The sequence below is a fragment of the Salibacterium salarium genome (genome assembly GCF_030813635.1).
Classification (GTDB): domain Bacteria; phylum Bacillota; class Bacilli; order Bacillales; family Marinococcaceae; genus Salibacterium; species Salibacterium salarium.
The window spans coordinates 278,703-296,206 of record NZ_JAUSUM010000003.1 but is presented as its reverse complement, the minus strand read 5'-3'; the positions used below and the strand labels follow the sequence as shown (position 1 = coordinate 296,206).

14 protein-coding genes are annotated in these 17,504 nt (G+C 38.4%); 12 read left to right on the top strand and 2 right to left on the bottom strand.

The features are described 5' to 3' along the window. The first annotated feature begins 54 nt into the window (after positions 1-54). The 4 genes from J2S78_RS13070 (at position 55) to J2S78_RS13055 (ending at position 3,901) form a co-directional block, all read left to right on the top strand. Positions 55-1,128, top strand: a complete 1,074-nt coding sequence (locus J2S78_RS13070) for a Gfo/Idh/MocA family protein (protein WP_306899230.1) — start codon at positions 55-57, stop codon at positions 1,126-1,128. Positions 1,129-1,140: 12 nt separating this feature from the next. After that, the gene (locus J2S78_RS13065) at positions 1,141-2,316 is read left to right on the top strand and encodes a Gfo/Idh/MocA family protein (RefSeq protein ID WP_306899228.1); all 1,176 of its coding nucleotides are present in this window, start codon (positions 1,141-1,143) and stop codon (positions 2,314-2,316) included. A gap of 112 nt (positions 2,317-2,428) precedes the next feature. Beyond that, positions 2,429-3,070, top strand: a complete 642-nt coding sequence (locus tag J2S78_RS13060) for a futalosine hydrolase (RefSeq protein WP_306899226.1) — start codon at positions 2,429-2,431, stop codon at positions 3,068-3,070. Then, positions 3,071-3,901: a 1,4-dihydroxy-6-naphtoate synthase gene (locus J2S78_RS13055; RefSeq protein ID WP_306899225.1), complete on the top strand. Its 831-nt coding sequence runs from the start codon at positions 3,071-3,073 to the stop codon at positions 3,899-3,901. A 133-nt stretch (positions 3,902-4,034) separates the two neighbouring features. Here J2S78_RS13055 and J2S78_RS13050 read toward each other — a convergent pair whose 3' ends face one another. Together J2S78_RS13050 and J2S78_RS13045 are read right to left on the bottom strand one after the other, a co-directional pair. Continuing rightward, positions 4,035-4,883 (bottom strand): alpha/beta fold hydrolase, encoded by an 849-nt coding sequence (locus tag J2S78_RS13050; RefSeq protein ID WP_306899222.1) that lies wholly within the window; start codon positions 4,881-4,883, stop codon positions 4,035-4,037. A gap of 437 nt (positions 4,884-5,320) precedes the next feature. Continuing rightward, positions 5,321-5,833 (bottom strand): MogA/MoaB family molybdenum cofactor biosynthesis protein, encoded by a 513-nt coding sequence (locus J2S78_RS13045; protein ID WP_306899220.1) that lies wholly within the window; start codon positions 5,831-5,833, stop codon positions 5,321-5,323. A 172-nt stretch (positions 5,834-6,005) separates the two neighbouring features. Here J2S78_RS13045 and J2S78_RS13040 point away from each other — a divergent pair, with 172 nt between their 5' ends. The 8 genes from J2S78_RS13040 (at position 6,006) to J2S78_RS13005 (ending at position 17,459) form a co-directional block, all read left to right on the top strand. Beyond that, positions 6,006-7,583 (top strand): diguanylate cyclase domain-containing protein, encoded by a 1,578-nt coding sequence (locus J2S78_RS13040; RefSeq protein WP_306899218.1) that lies wholly within the window; start codon positions 6,006-6,008, stop codon positions 7,581-7,583. Positions 7,584-7,774: 191 nt separating this feature from the next. Then, positions 7,775-9,079 carry an NCS2 family permease gene (locus tag J2S78_RS13035; RefSeq protein ID WP_306899216.1) on the top strand — a complete coding sequence of 435 codons (1,305 nt, stop codon included), beginning with the start codon at positions 7,775-7,777 and terminating at the stop codon, positions 9,077-9,079. Between the two features lie 29 nt (positions 9,080-9,108). Next, entirely contained in the window at positions 9,109-10,881 is a 1,773-nt protein-coding gene (ade, locus tag J2S78_RS13030) for an adenine deaminase (protein ID WP_306899214.1), read from the top strand. Positions 10,882-11,055: 174 nt separating this feature from the next. Beyond that, on the top strand, positions 11,056-11,805 hold the full coding sequence (locus J2S78_RS13025; protein ID WP_306899212.1) for an SDR family oxidoreductase: 750 nt from the start codon (positions 11,056-11,058) through the stop codon (positions 11,803-11,805). Between the two features lie 337 nt (positions 11,806-12,142). Further along, positions 12,143-13,024: a TetR/AcrR family transcriptional regulator gene (locus J2S78_RS13020; RefSeq protein WP_306899209.1), complete on the top strand. Its 882-nt coding sequence runs from the start codon at positions 12,143-12,145 to the stop codon at positions 13,022-13,024. A 5-nt stretch (positions 13,025-13,029) separates the two neighbouring features. Next, the gene (locus tag J2S78_RS13015) at positions 13,030-14,529 is read left to right on the top strand and encodes an MDR family MFS transporter (RefSeq protein WP_306899207.1); all 1,500 of its coding nucleotides are present in this window, start codon (positions 13,030-13,032) and stop codon (positions 14,527-14,529) included. Between the two features lie 227 nt (positions 14,530-14,756). Continuing rightward, positions 14,757-16,811 (top strand): sensor histidine kinase, encoded by a 2,055-nt coding sequence (locus tag J2S78_RS13010; protein ID WP_306899206.1) that lies wholly within the window; start codon positions 14,757-14,759, stop codon positions 16,809-16,811. Between the two features lie 102 nt (positions 16,812-16,913). Next, a complete protein-coding gene (locus J2S78_RS13005) occupies positions 16,914-17,459 on the top strand; it encodes a GbsR/MarR family transcriptional regulator (RefSeq protein ID WP_370871565.1) in 546 nt (181 codons plus the stop codon). Positions 17,460-17,504: the final 45 nt, after the last annotated feature.

Here is a 17,504-nt window from a genome sequence, read left to right as displayed (position 1 = left end):
CCTATTATAATATGGATATAAAACCCTCCATCTCGAACGAAGGAGAAATGATTAATGATGAAATCAAACACTTTACATTATTTCCCTAAACCAAAACCTGAACCAGTGGTTGGTCCAGGTGAGTTTTCGATAGCTGCTATAGGTCTGGACCACGGTCATATTAATGGAATGTGTGATAAATTGATAAAGGCTGGTGCGGAATTAAAATGGGTGTATGATTCCGATTCAGAAAAAATGGAAGCGTTTCAAAAAAAGTTTCCTCAAGCAAAAGCAGCGTCTTCCAAAAATGACATTCTTAAAGATGATGAGATTCAATTAGTAGCAGCGGCACCAATCACAGCTACCCGGGGGGATCTCGGACTGGAAGTGCTTGATTCCGGCAAACACTTTTTTACTGCCAAAGCCCCTTTTACAACCTTGGAACAATTAGAAAAAGCAAAGGCAAAAACAAAAGAAACAGGCTTGAAGTGGGCTGTCAATTATAGTGAAAGAGTGGCCGTAGAGAGTGCTGTTTTTGCTGGTCAGCTGATTGAGGAAGGTGCGATAGGACGTGTTGTTCAAGTTATGGGAACAGGACCGCATCGATTAAATGCTATGGGCCGGCCTGAATGGTTTTTTGAGAAAGAATTATACGGCGGTATTTTATGTGATATTGGAAGTCATCAAATTGAACAGTTTATGACTTTCGCGGGAGCAAAAGATGCGAAAGTAGAGCAAAGTAAAGTTGCAAATTACGCTAATAAAAAATACTCGGAGTTAGAAGATTTTGGGGAAGCATCGCTTGTGGCTGACAACGGAGCTATTAATTATTTCCGTGTTGATTGGCTGACGCCGGATGGCTTAAGCTCATGGGGAGATGGACGTACCATTATTCTTGGAACGGAAGGATACATTGAATTAAGAAAGAATCTTGATGTGACGAGAAGTCAAGAAGGAGATCATTTATTTCTTGTAAACCAGCAGGGAGAAAAGTATTTTTCGCTGCAAGGAGAAGTTGGTTTTCCATATTATCACGATCTTATTCTTGATTGTTTAAATAATACAGAACATGCTATGACACAGAACCATGCGTTTAAAGCAGCTGAATTATGTTTAATTGCTCAAAATATGGCGAAGCGAATCGAGTAAAAGGAGGTCCTTATGGAAAATTATATCCGACTTGTTCTCGTCGGAATCGGCGGTTACGGGAATACTTATCTTAGAGAATTATATGAACACTCGATGTTTGACATGATTCAAGGTGTGGTCGATATTTATCCTGAAAATAGTACTTATTATGAAGAAATTAAAGAGCATAACATACCGATTTTTTCCTCGTTAGAAACATTTTATGAAGAAAATAAGGCAGATTTGGCGATTATTTCAACGCCCATTCATTTTCATACGAAACAAACCATTTGTGCATTAGAAAATGGAAGTAATGTTTTATGTGAAAAGCCGATGAGTCCTGTGATAGAAGATGCTAAACGAATGATTCAATTAAAAGAGGAAAAAAATAAGTTTGTAGCAATTGGTTTTGACTGGTCTTTTAGCGATGTTATTCAGAATCTTAAGCAAGATATCATAGCTGGTAAGTTCGGAAAGGCAAAGCGTATGAAAACACTGGTTTTATGGCCTCGAAATGAAGAATATTATGAACGAGCGTCTTGGGCAGGCAAAAAATACGCGCAAGATGGCACGCCTATATTCGATAGTGTTGCTAACAATGCGACGTCTCACTTTTTGCACAATATGTTTTACGTTCTTGGTAATAAACCAGAAGAGAGTGCGCCACTGAATAAATTAACAGCTGAGTTATATTGTGTGAATGATATCGAAACGTTTGATACATGCGCTTTCAAAGGTGTCACTGATGCAGGGACAGAGATTTATTATTTTGCCTCTCATGCTGTAACCGAAGAACTTGGTCCTGTATTTGAATATGAGTTTGAAGATGCAAGAATTTTGTATAAAAAAAATGAGTCGATTGTCGTTTATTTTAATGATGGTACAGAAAAAATATACGGAGAACCAGAGCAAGAACGTTCTTATAAACTATTTCATTGCATTAAAGCTGTTCAAGAAAATAAAAAAGAAACATTATGCGGACCAAATGCAGCACTATCACATGTTTACTCGATTAATGCGATACATCAATCCGTTCCGCAAGCATACCCTTTTCCGAAAGAATTTATCAATTATGATGCTGCTAACAGGATGACATCGGTTGAGGGGCTTAATACTTTACTAAAGCAATGTTATGAACAGTGGTTGCTTCCAAGTGAAACAAAAGAAGCGTCATGGACAAGACAAGGATCTGTAGTATCTACCTCATAATTCGTTATCCAAAAGTACCCTTTTTAACAAAAATGGGTGCTTTTTTTAATGATAACTATCTGTTCGTGATAAGATGGAGGATGGGTTGATTGTAGTAAAGGAGTTTCTCAGCATGAATAAAGTTTTAATTGTTACAGCAGTAGAAGCAGAGAAAGCAGCAGTAGAGTGCGGACTAGACAATAATTCACGCTTTGAAGTTATTGTTGGAGGTGTCGGTTTAGCGGAAGCAGCAGTTAGTACGGCATTTTCATTAAGCCATTCGACTTTTTCCACAGTGATTAGCGCTGGGATTGGTGGTGGGTTTGAAAACAAGGCTGATGTTGAATCGCTGGTGGTAGCAAGTGATATACGAGCTGTAGATATGGGATCAGAGACACAAACTGGTTTTTTATCGTTAGAAGAATTGGACCTTGGAACATCTAAATATGATTGCGACATTACATATGTAGAAAAATGGAGAAAGCAAATCGAAACATTTGGTGTAGATGTTCAAACGGGATCTATAGTAACGACGACTACGACAACGGGCACTGTTCAGACAGCTCATAAATTATTACAAAGGGTACCGGAAGCTAAAGCAGAAGCAATGGAGGGATTTGGTGTTGCAGCAGCAGCTAGAAGAGTAAGCGTACCTGTGTATGAAATGCGGGCGATATCTAATGTCGTGGGTCCCCGTGAAAGAAATGAATGGAAAATAAAGGAAGCGTTAGCTGTCTTAGAGAAGGCTAGTAGAACAATACAGGAGGTTTTTTAATTGAATATAGCATTTTCTTCATGTCCAAACGATACATTTACTTTTCATGCTTTGGTTCATGGATTGATTCCAGATACACCAGAAGTGAATGTTACTTATGCAGATATAGATCAAACGAATTATTGGGCGGCTAATAAAGAAGGCCCGGAAGTAATGAAGATTTCTTATGCTGCTCTACCATGGGTGCTTGATGATTATCGTCTGTTGTCGTGCGGCGGGGCGCTTGGCAGAGGATGCGGTCCGCTTGTGTTAACGGCTAAAAACGAAAAAAATCCTGCCACTATCACTGGTCGTACTATAGCGGTTCCAAGTGATCGTTCTACCGCTTATATGCTGTTTCGACTTTGGGCATCGCAGAAAGTTCCTGATGGTGTTGGGGAAATAAAAATTATGCCGTTTGATGAGATTATGCCCGCTGTTCAACGTGGAGAAGTGGATGCAGGCCTTGTTATTCATGAAGCGCGCTTTACATATCACACTTATGGATTGCATATGCTTCAGGACCTTGGAGAATGGTGGGAAGAAGATACGGGTCTGCCTATTCCGCTAGGTGCTATTATTGCTAAACGGTCAGTCGACCATGAGAAGATAGAAGAATGGATTCGTTCTTCCGTCGATTATGCATGGGAACATCCAGAAGCATCACGTGATTATGTGATGGCTCATTCACAAGAAATGTCTCCAAAAGTTGCGCAACAGCATATAGATTTATACGTTAATGAATTTACGAGAAATCTTGGGGAAGATGGATATGCAGCTATTCAATCATTGCTTGGCAGAGCGTCTGATGAAGGACTAGTACCTGCTTTTCATATGGAAAAGCTCAAATAGAAAAAGGTGAAACCGTCGGCTGTATCTTTATGAGGTGCAGCCGGTTTTTGTTTTTCTAGAAAGAATAGGCACCTATATATAGCAATGAAAGGGACTCGGGGAAGGTATTAAAAAAGATACAAACTTCTTCCTTTTAACTAGGTTCTTTGATATCCCATAAAAAATGGGCAATCTTTTGATCGACAACAGGGTGTTCGTGTAAGCCGGAGTGGGTTGCGTAAACGTCTTTTATGATTGCTTCATTATAAATCGCAGAAGGGACGATATCTTGTATACCGAGAGCACTTGATACGTGAACAACCCCATCTGAATTCTTGTTGTTTATCACTCCTGCAACAGCAAGAACATCAATGTTTTCGTTAAAATTACCATTATTCTGTATCATGGAACGCAACGACTCGGACTCTGGTTTCAAGTCTTTTGTGGCTTCTCCGTAATTAGTGGAAAAGTAATTCTCATCATCTATCCCTTGAAAAGGGGACCCCATGACAACTAATTTATTTACTTCGGGGTAATTTCCTGTTTGATTGTGTAGTAAAAAATTTGTTGCAGTCAGTCCTCCCATAGAATGACCGACGAGATTAACCTGTTTAATATCATACGTTTCTCTAAGTGTAGTCATTATTTTTTGAACCCATAAGGTTTGATGATCTAAACTGGCACGATTGTTTTCAAAAATAATTTGAATAAATGGATTTTCTCCGTCTGACATGCTGCCTTCCATTTGAAGATTCCCCGAGGCAGATACGTAAAACGTTAATCCTTTCGATCCCCAATCATGATAGTCAAATCGATTCAATAATGAATGGAAAGAGCCGGAACCCCCCTTAAAACCGTGAATAAATAAAGTCGGTGTGATATTTTCTGTGTCCATAGAGTCTGTAGGTTTATCATCTATAAAAAAGATTGCTACAAAAAATCCAACGAAAATGGAAAGAAAGAGCAATAATTTTTTTCGGTGTTGAATAAAGTTTTTCTGCATTCGTTTTCCTCCGTAATGTAGATTTATTGTCATTCTACTATAATAACACAATATGTTACAAAAATATTTCTTTTTTGTTACAAAAATAACAAAAAGATGACATCAGGGAAGCGTTATACTTCAAGCAAGCATTTGTATGTACTATGATAGAGAAAAGATTTTCTAGAAAGGGGAGAATGGTCATGTTTTTTAGTAAAACGTGTGGAATGTGTAAGAAAAAAATTCGAGGATATAAGCCGCGTAAATATATAGCTCCTTCTAGTGGGAAAACAGTTCCTGTTTGTAAGATGTGTATGGAGTATGCTGAGAGACGTGCGTGGCCGCGCGCTTAATCGGGTTGACTTTTATAAGAGAGGGCTGCTTCCAAGGATAACTATCGCTGTGAAACACATTATTTTGTTTATCCCTTAAAACAGCCCCCTCAAGAATATGTGGTGTTATAAGTCTTTGTGTATTTCCCTTGTGACGTGTCCTAATTCTGGTAAAATCAGCCGATTCATCGCTAATCGGACGGCCCCTGAGGACCCAGGCATCGAAAAGATTGCAGTATGATTATAAACACCTGCGGTGGCACGACTTAAAATGGAGGCGGAACCGATATCCTCGACATAACTTAAATAACGAAACAATTCTCCGAAGCCAGGCATTTCTTTATCCAGTATATCTCTTACTGCTTCATACGTTGTGTCACGTTTTGATATTCCTGTTCCTCCGTTCAATAAAATGGCATTCACCCTTTTGTTTTCCGCTAACTGTTGAATAAGTGATTGAATGTCCTCGTATTCATCTTTTATAACATTATAATCTATCACACTATAGTCTGATGTTTGAAGTATGTCTTGTATGAGTTGTCCACTTTTATCGTTTGCCGATGTCCGGGTATCGGTTATTGTAATAATCGCACAATTCACGGTGGATGGAGCATCATTTTTATGTTCATGAACGGTCATCCTACAAACTCCTTTGTTTATTATCTTTAGGATTATTATAACATGGTTTAGATGAAGAAAAGGGAAGAAGAATTTACAAATCATTGTGTGTTAAAAAATATATAGGAAAAAAGTCATTTTGTTGGTAGACTATATGAAGAGATTATAAGAGGGGGAAAGGAGGTCTTTAAAAGTGTGGGTGTCCGTTTTATCTGTTTTTTATTTTTTAGTGTCTGGAGCTATTTTTTATTTATCGGTTGAAACATATGTTAAAAATAAGAAAAGTAACTTTCATCGTATCACTGCCCTTTTACTCCTTTGCGTCTCTTTTTTATTTATTACATATTTTTTAAAACTGACTCTTCCTAATACAGTAACAAAAGGGTTAATAGTCTTTCTTGAATTTCCGTTAAGTATTATTAAATTCTGCTTGATTACTGAATGGTTTCGAATGATGTTGACCAGTAAATCTCTTTACCTGCAAGGGTTTTTAAAAAGATGGGGGATGTATTTACCAGCTGTCTTAATTATCCCTCTATTTCCAATAGATGGATGGCTGGTAGAATCAATCGAGCACTATGCACTTGCGCAATATATAGAATTTGGACCTCTTATGCGTGTGTACAGCTATCTATATATTTTGTATGCCGGGTATATTTTTTGGATGTTCTTTCAAGCTAAAAAACGTAGATCGGTAGAGTCCGTTTCGTACCCATTGCTGCAGTATTTTCAAATCGGTTTTATACTGTACTTTTTTTGGGGATTAATATTTGGAGCTTTATTTATTTATGCAGATTTTTTAAAAAATGTACCGCTCCTTGTCATGTATGGGGACTTGCTTTTAATAGGATCTATACAAATGGTTATGAAAAAGTACGATTTTCTCCCTCATTACGAAAAAAGATATCAAATTTTATTTGAAGAATCTCCAATAGCAATCATTCTTATAGATAAACATTTACAAATAAAAGATGCTAATAAACAAACGGAAGAATTGTTTCAAAGAAAAATGAAAAGTTTAATAGGAACCTCCTTGATAAAGTTCGTACCTAGGGAAACATTCAATTATTTTAGAAAGAAATGGCAAATGGCTGGGGAAGGAAGCACAGGGCTTCGAAATTATGAACTAACATTAAAACACTCTGTTACAAAAAAAGATGTTCATTTAGTTCTTGACTCTCAATTTATTGAGTTGGACAACAAAATGATGAAATATATCATGATTCAAGACGTAACCCAGTCAAGGATAAATGAGCAAGAGGTGATGTATTTAGCCTATCATGATACGTTAACGGGTCTTGCTAATCGCTATTCTTTTAATCAAAAAGCAGAAACGTTGCTTGCCCAAACGAAACAATCTAAAAATAACAATCTTTCCTTACTGCTTGTAGATCTAGACAATTTTAAACAGATTAATGACACATTCGGACATGATACTGGAGATAAAGTCATTCAGCATGTCTCTCAATTAATGAAGGATTTGCTTCCTGAAACAGGGTTTGCTTCCCGCTTGGGTGGTGACGAGTTTGCAATTTTATTTTTAGAAAGTGACCGTACAATATCGACAGAAGCTTTTGTGGAGAAATTTCTAAAAAGAATGAAAGAGCCTTTTTGGGCCGAGTTTATATCGATTCCGATTTCGTGCAGTATCGGAATTAGTTATGCAACAGATGAAGTGTATGATGTGAATCAGTTACAAAAACAGTCAGACCGCGCGATGTACACAGCAAAACGCGATGGTAAATCGACCTTTAAAAAATATGGAACATAAAGGCTCTTTCCAAAAAACAAAAAGTAGTCGTGATGATAAATCATTGCGGCTGCTTTTTTTATAATTTACAAAAAACGAACATTATGAAGATTTATAACCAATAAAGTTAGGGAATAGAATTGACAATGCTTGTTTTACCTTCTACAATCAGTGTGTAAATTAATTAATGACAAAAAAGGGGTATTATCAACATGTCTGCTTGGATAGAAAAAAGATTCGGTCTAAACAAAAATAATACAACGACTCGAACAGAAATGATGGCCGGACTAACAACATTTGTTACCATGGCTTACATTATAGCGATACAGCCAAGTTTGATGAGTGATGCTGGTATGCCGGCAGGCTCTGTCATGGTTACGACCTTACTAGTTTCTGCAATATTTTCGATTATTATGGGTCTATTTACAAACCGTCCATTTGCAATGGCGCCTGCTATGGGTGGAAATGCCTTTTTTGCTTATACGATTGTAGCAAGTGGTGTAGCGACTTATCAGACGGCGCTGGGTATGGTATTTATTTCAGGAATGGCATTCTTTTTGCTTACTATCTTTGGTATAAGGGAAGCTATAGCTAATATGCTTCCTAAAAATATTAAACTAGCAGTTGGGGCAGCGGTGGGAATATTTATTACCGCAACAGGATTGAAAAACGCAGGGTTGATTACGGCTAATGATAGTGGAGACGGTCTCACTTTAGCTAGTCTTCACAATAGTTCTATTATGCTCTCCATCATTGGGTTAGTTATCATTTTAGGATTAATGGGTCGTCAGATTAAAGGAGCTGTACTTTATGGAATTGTTATAACAACTGTTATAGGTATCCCGCTTGGGTTAACGACAATGCCAGAAACATTTTTTCAAGCACCGCCTAACCCAGCCCCTATAATGTTTCAGGTAGACTGGCTGCAAGCTTTGCAATTTGCATTCATTCCGCTTATCTTTACATTTTTTACAGGAGACTTCTTCTCATCAATGGGAACGTTACTAGGTGTGGGAGCAAAAGCGGACTTGTTGGATAAAAATGGGGATTTACCAGGTATAAAAAAGCCGTTTCTTGTAGATTCGCTGGCAACGGTATTTGGTTCGATGGCAGGGTCTACTACTGTAACTACGTATATTGAATCAGCTAGCGGTGTTGATGCAGGAGGTAGAACAGGTCTTACAGCGGTGTCTACGGGAGCATTGTTTTTCGTTTCACTGTTAGTGACACCGCTATTTCTCATGATTCCAGGAGAAGCAACGGCACCGGCTTTGATTGTAATCGGGCTAACAATGCTCTCTTCCTTAAAAGATATTAACTTTGAAAATACGGAAGAATCTTTAGTTGCTTTTTTAACTGTCTTAATAACCGGTTTTACTTTCAGTATTGCGAACGGAATTGTCTTTGGGGTTTTGGCTTATGTTGTTATTAAAATATTAACTGGAAAAATAAAAGAGATACCAATCGGTTTATTTATTCTTTGTATACCGCTTGTTTATTATTTATGGCTTGTTTAGAGAAAAATCCATAAAAAGGAGGGTGTTGGATGGTCCAATATACGACTGCCGCAAGAGGTGGCGTGGAGTTAGATATTGCTATTGAAAATATTCAATTGGTGAACGTTTTTACCGGAGAGATTTATCCTGCGGCTATTGGCATGAAAGGTGAAAAAATTGCTCACGTTACGCAGCCGGGTGTGACGGAGTTAGCTGCTGCTAAACGTGTTGATGGTAAACAGCAATACGCCATTCCAGGGTTGATTGACACCCATGTGCATATGGAGAGCAGTATGTTAACTCCGGAAGCTTATGCAAAAGCAGTACTTCCACAAGGAACAACAACCGTGGTAACGGACCCTCATGAGATTGGTAATGTATTAGGAGAACGCGGCATTCGATATATGATTGAAGCAAGCCGTGAACTTGATTTACGGGTACTGACATTTTTGCCTTCCTGCGTTCCATCTGCCCCAGCTGTAGAAACATCAGGCGATGACTTCACCCCTGAGAAAGTAAGGGAATTATTGAAGATGGATGGCATAGATGGGCTGGCTGAAGTGATGAATTACTACGGGGTTATTCATGAAGATCCTCGTATGACAGGAATTTTAGCAGAATCCCGTCAGGCTGGAATGCTTGCTCAAGGGCATGCTCCCACTGTGAGTGATCGGGAATTGTCTGCTTATCTCATGGCCGGAGTTGATTCCGATCATGAAAGCAGGACAGGAGATGAAGCATTGGAAAAAGTTCGTGCTGGTATGTGGCTTGAAATTAGAGAAAGTTCTTTCGCTCATAATGCGGCGCCAATTGCTGAAAAGATACGTCATCTAGGATATATGCCTAATATTTGCCTCTGCTCAGATGATGTGAAGGCGAATCATCTTCTTACTCCAGGACATATGAATCACGTTGCTCGTACCCTGATTAAGAATGGGATTGATCCTATAACTGCGATTCGATTCGGAACCATTAACGCGGCCAATCGCTTGCGGCGAAGTGATATTGGAGCAATCGCACCTGGCCGGGATGCGGATGTTGCATTAGTGAATGATTTAGAAAACATGACCGTCACTGCAACATGGGCCCGGGGAAAGTTGGTGGGATCAGAAGGGATTTGTGTGAGATCGCAACCTCGCATAAATCCGCCTGAAGATTTTTTTAATACCGTGAAGGTGGAAAAAATAGTTCCCGAAGACTTTCATATTGGAATAGGTGATGGTGCAGAAAAGGCATCGGTTCGTGTCATAGAGTATGATTATGCGCCGGGCATACCGACGAACTTTTTTGAGACAACGTTGCCTGTTGAAAATGGTTTGTTGAAAATAGGTGCTTATGAAGGACGGAAAGCTCCTTTGAATGTGATTGGCGTGTTTCATCGTCATGGCAAAAATACTAATCGTACTTTAGGTGTCTTGGCCGGTTACGGTATTACGGATGGAGCGGTTGCAACAACGGTTGCCCATGATAGCCACCATCTAGCTGTTTTAGGTGTTGATCCGGGTGATATGGCTATTGCCGCGAATCATCTGCGTGACAGGCAAGGCGGAATGGTTGCTGTAAAAAACGGTGAAGTTATCGCTGAACTTGCTCTACCTGTTGCAGGATTAATGAGTCAAAAATCAGCAGATGAACTGGCACCTCTTATAGAAACGTTTGTAGAACGCATCCAAGAAACTATAATGCCTGGCTTAAATCCGATTCATCGATTGATTGCTGTAACGCTGCCGGTCATTCCAAAGGCAAAAATTTCGGATCAAGGATTAGTAGATGTAGATGAACAAAGACTTGTTTCACTTATCACAGAAGTTTATCCATACTAAATCTGACAGATTCCCTTTGTTTATACAGCAAGGGGAATTTTCATTTAGAAGGTATTGTGGTGGTTCACGAACCTTGTGCTTTTCTTGCTGATATTAAATAAGTTTAAAATGTTTAGTAAGAAAGAAGGAGGGGAATATAATACTGATTCTCTAATAGAAAGGTTGATTATTAGTATGTCAGTAAATATAGAAGATAAAGTAGTGATTCTAACGGGAGCTTCGAGTGGTATTGGAGAAGGTACGGCAAAAGAGCTAATCGAAAATGGAGCTAAGCTTGTACTTGCAGCACGTCGGGAAGATCGGTTGAAAGAACTGACAAACGAGATAAAAGAAAACGGAGGAGAAGCTATTTATAAAGTCACGGATGTAACGTCACGTGAACAAATGGAAGATCTCGCTCAAACGGCGTTAGAACATTATGGAAAAATTGATGTTTTGGTTAATAATGCTGGATTAATGCCACTTTCATTTATGAATAAACTAAAAGTAGATGAATGGGATAAAATGATTGATGTGAACATAAAAGGCGTTTTGTATGGTGTTGCAGCAGTACTTCCATCTATGAGGGAGAAACAATCCGGGCAAATTATAAACATTTCTTCTGTTGCTGGTCACACGGTAGGACCTGGCATGTCTGTTTATAGTGGAACGAAGCATGCGGTTCGAGTTATTACAGAAGGGTTGAGACAAGAGGAAGCCCTTGCTGAAAGTAATATACGGACGACAATTATCTCACCGGGAATGGTGGAAACCGAGCTTCCTCAGACAATTACTGACGATGATATTTTGCAAAGCATGAACTCTACAGAATTTACCCCGATTAAGCCCAAAGATATTGCAAGTACTATCCGTTATGCTATAGAGCAACCACAAGAAGTCGCTATTAACGAAATTTTGGTTCGCCCGACTGCTCAACAAGGATAACTGATGAAAATCTGCCTTTAAAGGCAGATTTTTTTTTATGTCTTCTCCATTACTTGGATATGTCGGAGAAGCGACAAACCTAAATCTAATTTCTGCTTCTATCTAACACTCAATAATCAGTTCCGCATGACGTAGTTCTTTTAAATGGTGAGAAATTATGTTCACACCCTTCAACGCTCGTACGCATTTCCTCCTATAGAATGAAAGGAGAATGGGAAGAGCAATAAGGAAATCATCTTTTGCAAATAAGTTGACTGTTAAGTCGAAACGGTCTAATATATACAAGGTGACTATATAATCACTTTAAGTGACTGGTTGGTCAAAAGGGGATTTTTCCATGTCTGACAGAAAGACAGAGATTATGGAGACAGCAATTAACCTGTTTTCAGACAAAGGCTATCATTTTACTTCTGTTCAAGAAATAACCGATGCATGTGGAATATCAAAAGGGGCATTTTATAAACATTTTGCTTCAAAAGAAAGTATGATGTTGGCATTGCTCCAAAGACACCATGATCATTTGCTAGAAGAAGCGAATGCTTACCAATTCGGTTACGGGCTTAACGCTCAAGATCGACTAATTCGAAAGGTCCAAGTGGAGTTAGAAAGATCTGTAGAATACCGTTCCTTTTTCAACGTGCTATTTACCGAATTTTTGCCGAATGAGTATAGTGAGGTCAATGTCAAAATGAAGCAAATTCAATATGCGCTTCGGAGTTGGCATGAACGTTCTTTAGTGGAAGCATTTGGTAATAGAGTGAAACCATATTTAAGTGATTTAACGACAATCATGGAAGGTATTATAAAAGAGTATTTAATGCTTATTTTATGGCAGCAACAAAAGCTCTCGGTAAAAAAACTTGCGGAATTTATCGTTCAGCAGTTAAGCGTGATTGTACAACACGATCAAGAGATTAACCCCGTACTTCCTGCTGATTTCAGCAATACATCGAACCAGTTGGAAGGAAAGGCCGCGGTTCAACATGAGGTGGAATCCATGTTGGTAGAAATAAAAACAAAGACAGCTGATGATGAAACAGTCGCACATGCTTTAAAACAGCAAATAGAAACGACAGAAATGTTGTTAAAGGAATTGCAGAGCGATATCCCAAGAAGTTTTTTAATAGAAGCTTTAACCAAATATTTAAGTCACTATCCTTCCTTAAGAATAGAATCAGAAAAAATATTAGCGCTTTGGAAAGATTGGAAAGGAGATTAGTAAAAATGAATTCACTTACAAACGACTCATGGAGTTTACCACCTGTACAAAAAGGTCTCATGATAGCAGCACTAATGGCTGGGGCTTTTATGGGTATAATCAATGAAACGTTATTAGCGACAGCACTTCCAACCATTATGGACGTTTTTAGTTTAGAAGAAAGTACGGTCCAATGGTTAACGACTGTTTTCTTACTTACAAATGGTATTATGATTCCGATTTCTGCTTTTTTAATCGAACGCTTTACAACAAGAGGATTATTTTTAAGTGCAATCGGACTCTTTGGGATAGGGACATTGGTTGCTTCATTGGCACCAACTTTCTCAGTCCTGTTATTGGCACGGGTGATTCAGGCAGCAGGATCTGGTATTATGCTCCCATTATTAATGACGGTGTTATTGGCTATTGTTCCGATTGAGCGACGTGGTTTAGCGATGGGGTTGGCTGGTGTTGTTATATCTTTCGCACCGGCAATCGGACCGACATTGTCTGGCTGGTTGCTCGAGCATTTTGAATGGCGCGCACTGTTCTATACTGTCCTTCCTATTGTGGCAGTCACGATAACATTAGCTTTCTTATGTATTAGAAATGTTACAGAGTTAAGTAAACCAAAAATTGATATCTTATCGATCATTTTGTCCTCATTTGGTTTCGGTGGTATTCTATATGGATTTAGTACAGTAGCAGAAATGGGATGGAACGGTTCGACTGTGTTATTGAGCATTATTGGAGGTTTTATCGTACTCTTCTTTTTCATCCGTCGTCAATTGCGGATTAAAGTGCCAATGTTAGAGTTTCGTATCTTCCAATTTCCGATTTTCACGATATCCATGCTCATTACGATGGCTGTTCTTATTTCAATGATTGGTGCGGAAACGCTGTTGCCATTATATATGCAAACGGTGATGGGTTTTTCCCCACTGGAATCAGGTCTTATGTTATTGCCAGGTGCGATTGTAATTGGAATTATGTCGCCGATTACCGGGCAATTGTTTGATAAATTTGGAGCAAAATGGTTGGCGATTTTTGGATTAACCATTGTGACTATTACTACGTTTTTATTCACAAATATTACCCTTGATACGTCATTCAATTATTTAACTACCATTTATGCGATACGGATGTTTGGTTTGTCATTTGCTATGATGCCGGTTGTGACATCAGCATTAAACCAATTGCCGAAGAAATGGTATGCTCACGGGTCAGCGATGATGAATACGATGCAACAAGTATCGGCATCGTTAGGTACAGCTATGCTGGTTACATTTGTTGGAATTGGGGCATCTCGATATAGTGAAGGGTCCGCTGTAGATGGTTTACCGCAAGAAGGAGCGGAGACACAAGCGATGTTGCTCGCCCAGTTAAATGGTTATCAGTGGGCCTTTATGGGAAGTACAATTTTAGCACTTGTTGCTTTACTATTATCTTTTCTACTACGTTCAAGAAAAGAAGAAAAAGCAGCGAATTATCAGGAAGATGAAGAACAAGCAACGGCAAATGGATAAAACCGTTGAAGTATAAAATAACCTCTTGCCTATCGTTAGGCAAGAGGTTATTTTATTTATTTTGTCCTCCCGTTCATGATGTACATTAAGAGACCGTATTTACATAAAAGTTAATTCATGTAGTCACATTGTGGTACTTTCGTGTGATAGACTACTAATAAATATGAACTACAACGGTGATGGTGTCTTAATCGAATGAATGTTGCTCTAATAGGGTGGGGGTCAGAATGAAGAATATAATTTATTTTTGGATTCTTTGTATAGGAAGTCTTTTGATCTCTGGATGTGGATTATTGGATAACAGTCAACAGACGCAAGCAGAACAAGGTGTACTTGATTTACAAGATACAACTATGCAACAAGATGATACTTATATTTTAGACGGAGAATGGGAGTTTTATTGGGAACGCTTGATGGAACCGTCAGAGTTGGATGATATTCAACCTAATGTTTTTTTGAACACACCGGGAAATTGGTATGATGATAATGTCCAGTTTTCAAATCATGGCTATGCAACATATCGACTGAAAATTCTGCTTCCGGACGGACAAGATGAAAAAGTACTGGGGATGCATATACCGGATATGAATACGGCCTACACAATTTGGGCAAATGGAAAAGAGTTAACATCTAGTGGGGCGGTTGGAACAAGTCAATCGGAAATGCAGCCTAAACATCACCCAGAAGTCACTTACTTTAAAACAGACAAAACATTAAATTTAGTTGTTCAAGTGTCTGATTTTCACCAAAGAAAATCGGGATGGTCCGATTCCATTCATATAGGACGCCCTGAAGCCATTCAAAACATGAGAGATGCAAATGTAGCAATGGAAGTGTTTCTTGTTGCCAGCTTATTGATGATGGGACTTTATCATATTGGAATATTTATTTTAAGACCTAAAGATAAATCTACTCTCTATTTTGGTGGTGTTTGTCTTGCAATTTCCATGCGGACGCTTTTGTTAGGGGAAGTATTACTGGTTCGTTTTATACCATCGATAAACTGGGAGCTATCATTAAAGTTAGAGTATTTGGGCTCATGTGTGGGAATGATTTTTTTCCTTTTATTTATACATACCCAATATCGAGAAGATATGAATAATCGAGTTAGAAATATATTTCTGTTATTTTTTGCAGGCTTTGCTGCATTTATTTTAATTACGCCAGCACGAATATATACTGAAGCGATGGTAGTATTACAATTTTTCTCAGGGTCTGCCCTTGTCTACTTGATTTTTGTGCTAATAAAAGCGCTGCGAAAGAAAAGAAGAGGTGCTTTGTTGCATATAACGGCTATGATTATTTTATTGTTTTTTGTCCTGAATGATATTTTATATTATAACCATGTGCTGGATACAGGTGAAACCGTCTCTTTAGGATTATTAACTTATTTGTTCGCCCAATCTTTTATTTTATCGAACGTATTTACTCGTGCATTAAACCAATCAGAACAATTGTCAAAGCGGTTAGAAAAAGTTAATCAGACATTGGAAGTGAAAGTAGAACAAAGGACACAAAAACTTTCCGAAACAAATAGGGAGTTGGAACAGGCAAACAGAAGATTAGAAAGTATGTATAAATCCAGACAAGAGATGATGTCAAATATTTCTCATGAATTGGGGACGCCGTTAACGTCCATTCAGGGGTATATAAAAGGGATGATGGATGGAGTGGTAGATCGAAATCATCCAAAATATTTACAACTCGTATATAATAAAACGTTGTTTCTTCGGCAAATCATTCAAGACTTAAGAGAGCTTGCACGACTAGAATCGGATAAAATGAAGTACCGATTTGTGAAGGAAAGCATTGGTACATTTGTTCAAAGTCTTGCGGCAGGCTACCGCCATGAAATAGAAAGAAAAGATATAAGCTTCTATTTTGAGAACCAGCTCGATTCGGATGAAGTAATGGTCTCTTTAGATTACATTCGAATGGAACAAGTCATTACAAACTTATTATTTAATGCACGCAAATTCACGCCGAGTGGCGGACGTATAAAGATGGTTCTAAGTACCATAATACAGAATAATGAATCGATGGTTAAAATAGCTGTACATGATACAGGGAATGGTATACAAGAAGATGATCTTCCAAAAGTATTTGATCGGTTTTATAAAGGGAAATCAAATGAAAATAGAAGCGAAGAAGGGGTTGGCCTGGGTTTAGCCATATGCGCAGAGATTGTTCGTGCACATGGAGGGCGAATGGGAGCAGACAGCCAGGAGAGAAAAGGAAGCACATTTTATTTTACTTTACCAATATTAGAACGGAATGTATAAAAAAGTGCGGGCGAGAAGAAATTTATTTTTTCTTCCTTTACGTATTTTATTTTGTGTCAATCGTGTGGTAAGGTCTTGGTTGATAGTACAAATGGGAGGGTTATGCCAGTGACGGACAAACAGCCGGAAGACATTGAAAACGTTCAAAGACAATTCGTAGAAAAGATTGCTGACAATATGCATTCTTTTGGAGTTTCGACAACAGTAGGACGTATTCTTGGCATTATTTATATGAATCGTGACCCGATGACATTGGATCAACTCTCAGAACAGACAGGCATGAGTAAAACTCGAATGAGCCAAGTGGTTCGTGATATGATTGACTTAAACATTGCAGAACGAGTGTTTCGAGCTGGGGTTCGTAAAGATTTATATCAGGTTGAGCAAGATTATTATCAGACCTTTATTTCACTTTTTACTTCAAATTGGAGAAAAGCTATATATAAAAGCAGGCATTTTGAGCAGAAACTGAAGGGGAAATTGGAAAATATTAGGGAATCAGAAACGTTAGAAGAAGGGATGGAAGAAGAAATTAATTCACTGCTTGCAGAAATTCATGAGTGGATGGATTATTATGACTGGATTCAACGATTAATTGAGTTTTTTGAAAGCGGCGAGGTTTTCGAACATGTGCCAAAGCGTCGATAAAATAATAGAATATTTGGAGGCTCATAGGTTGTTTTTGCAACTTGT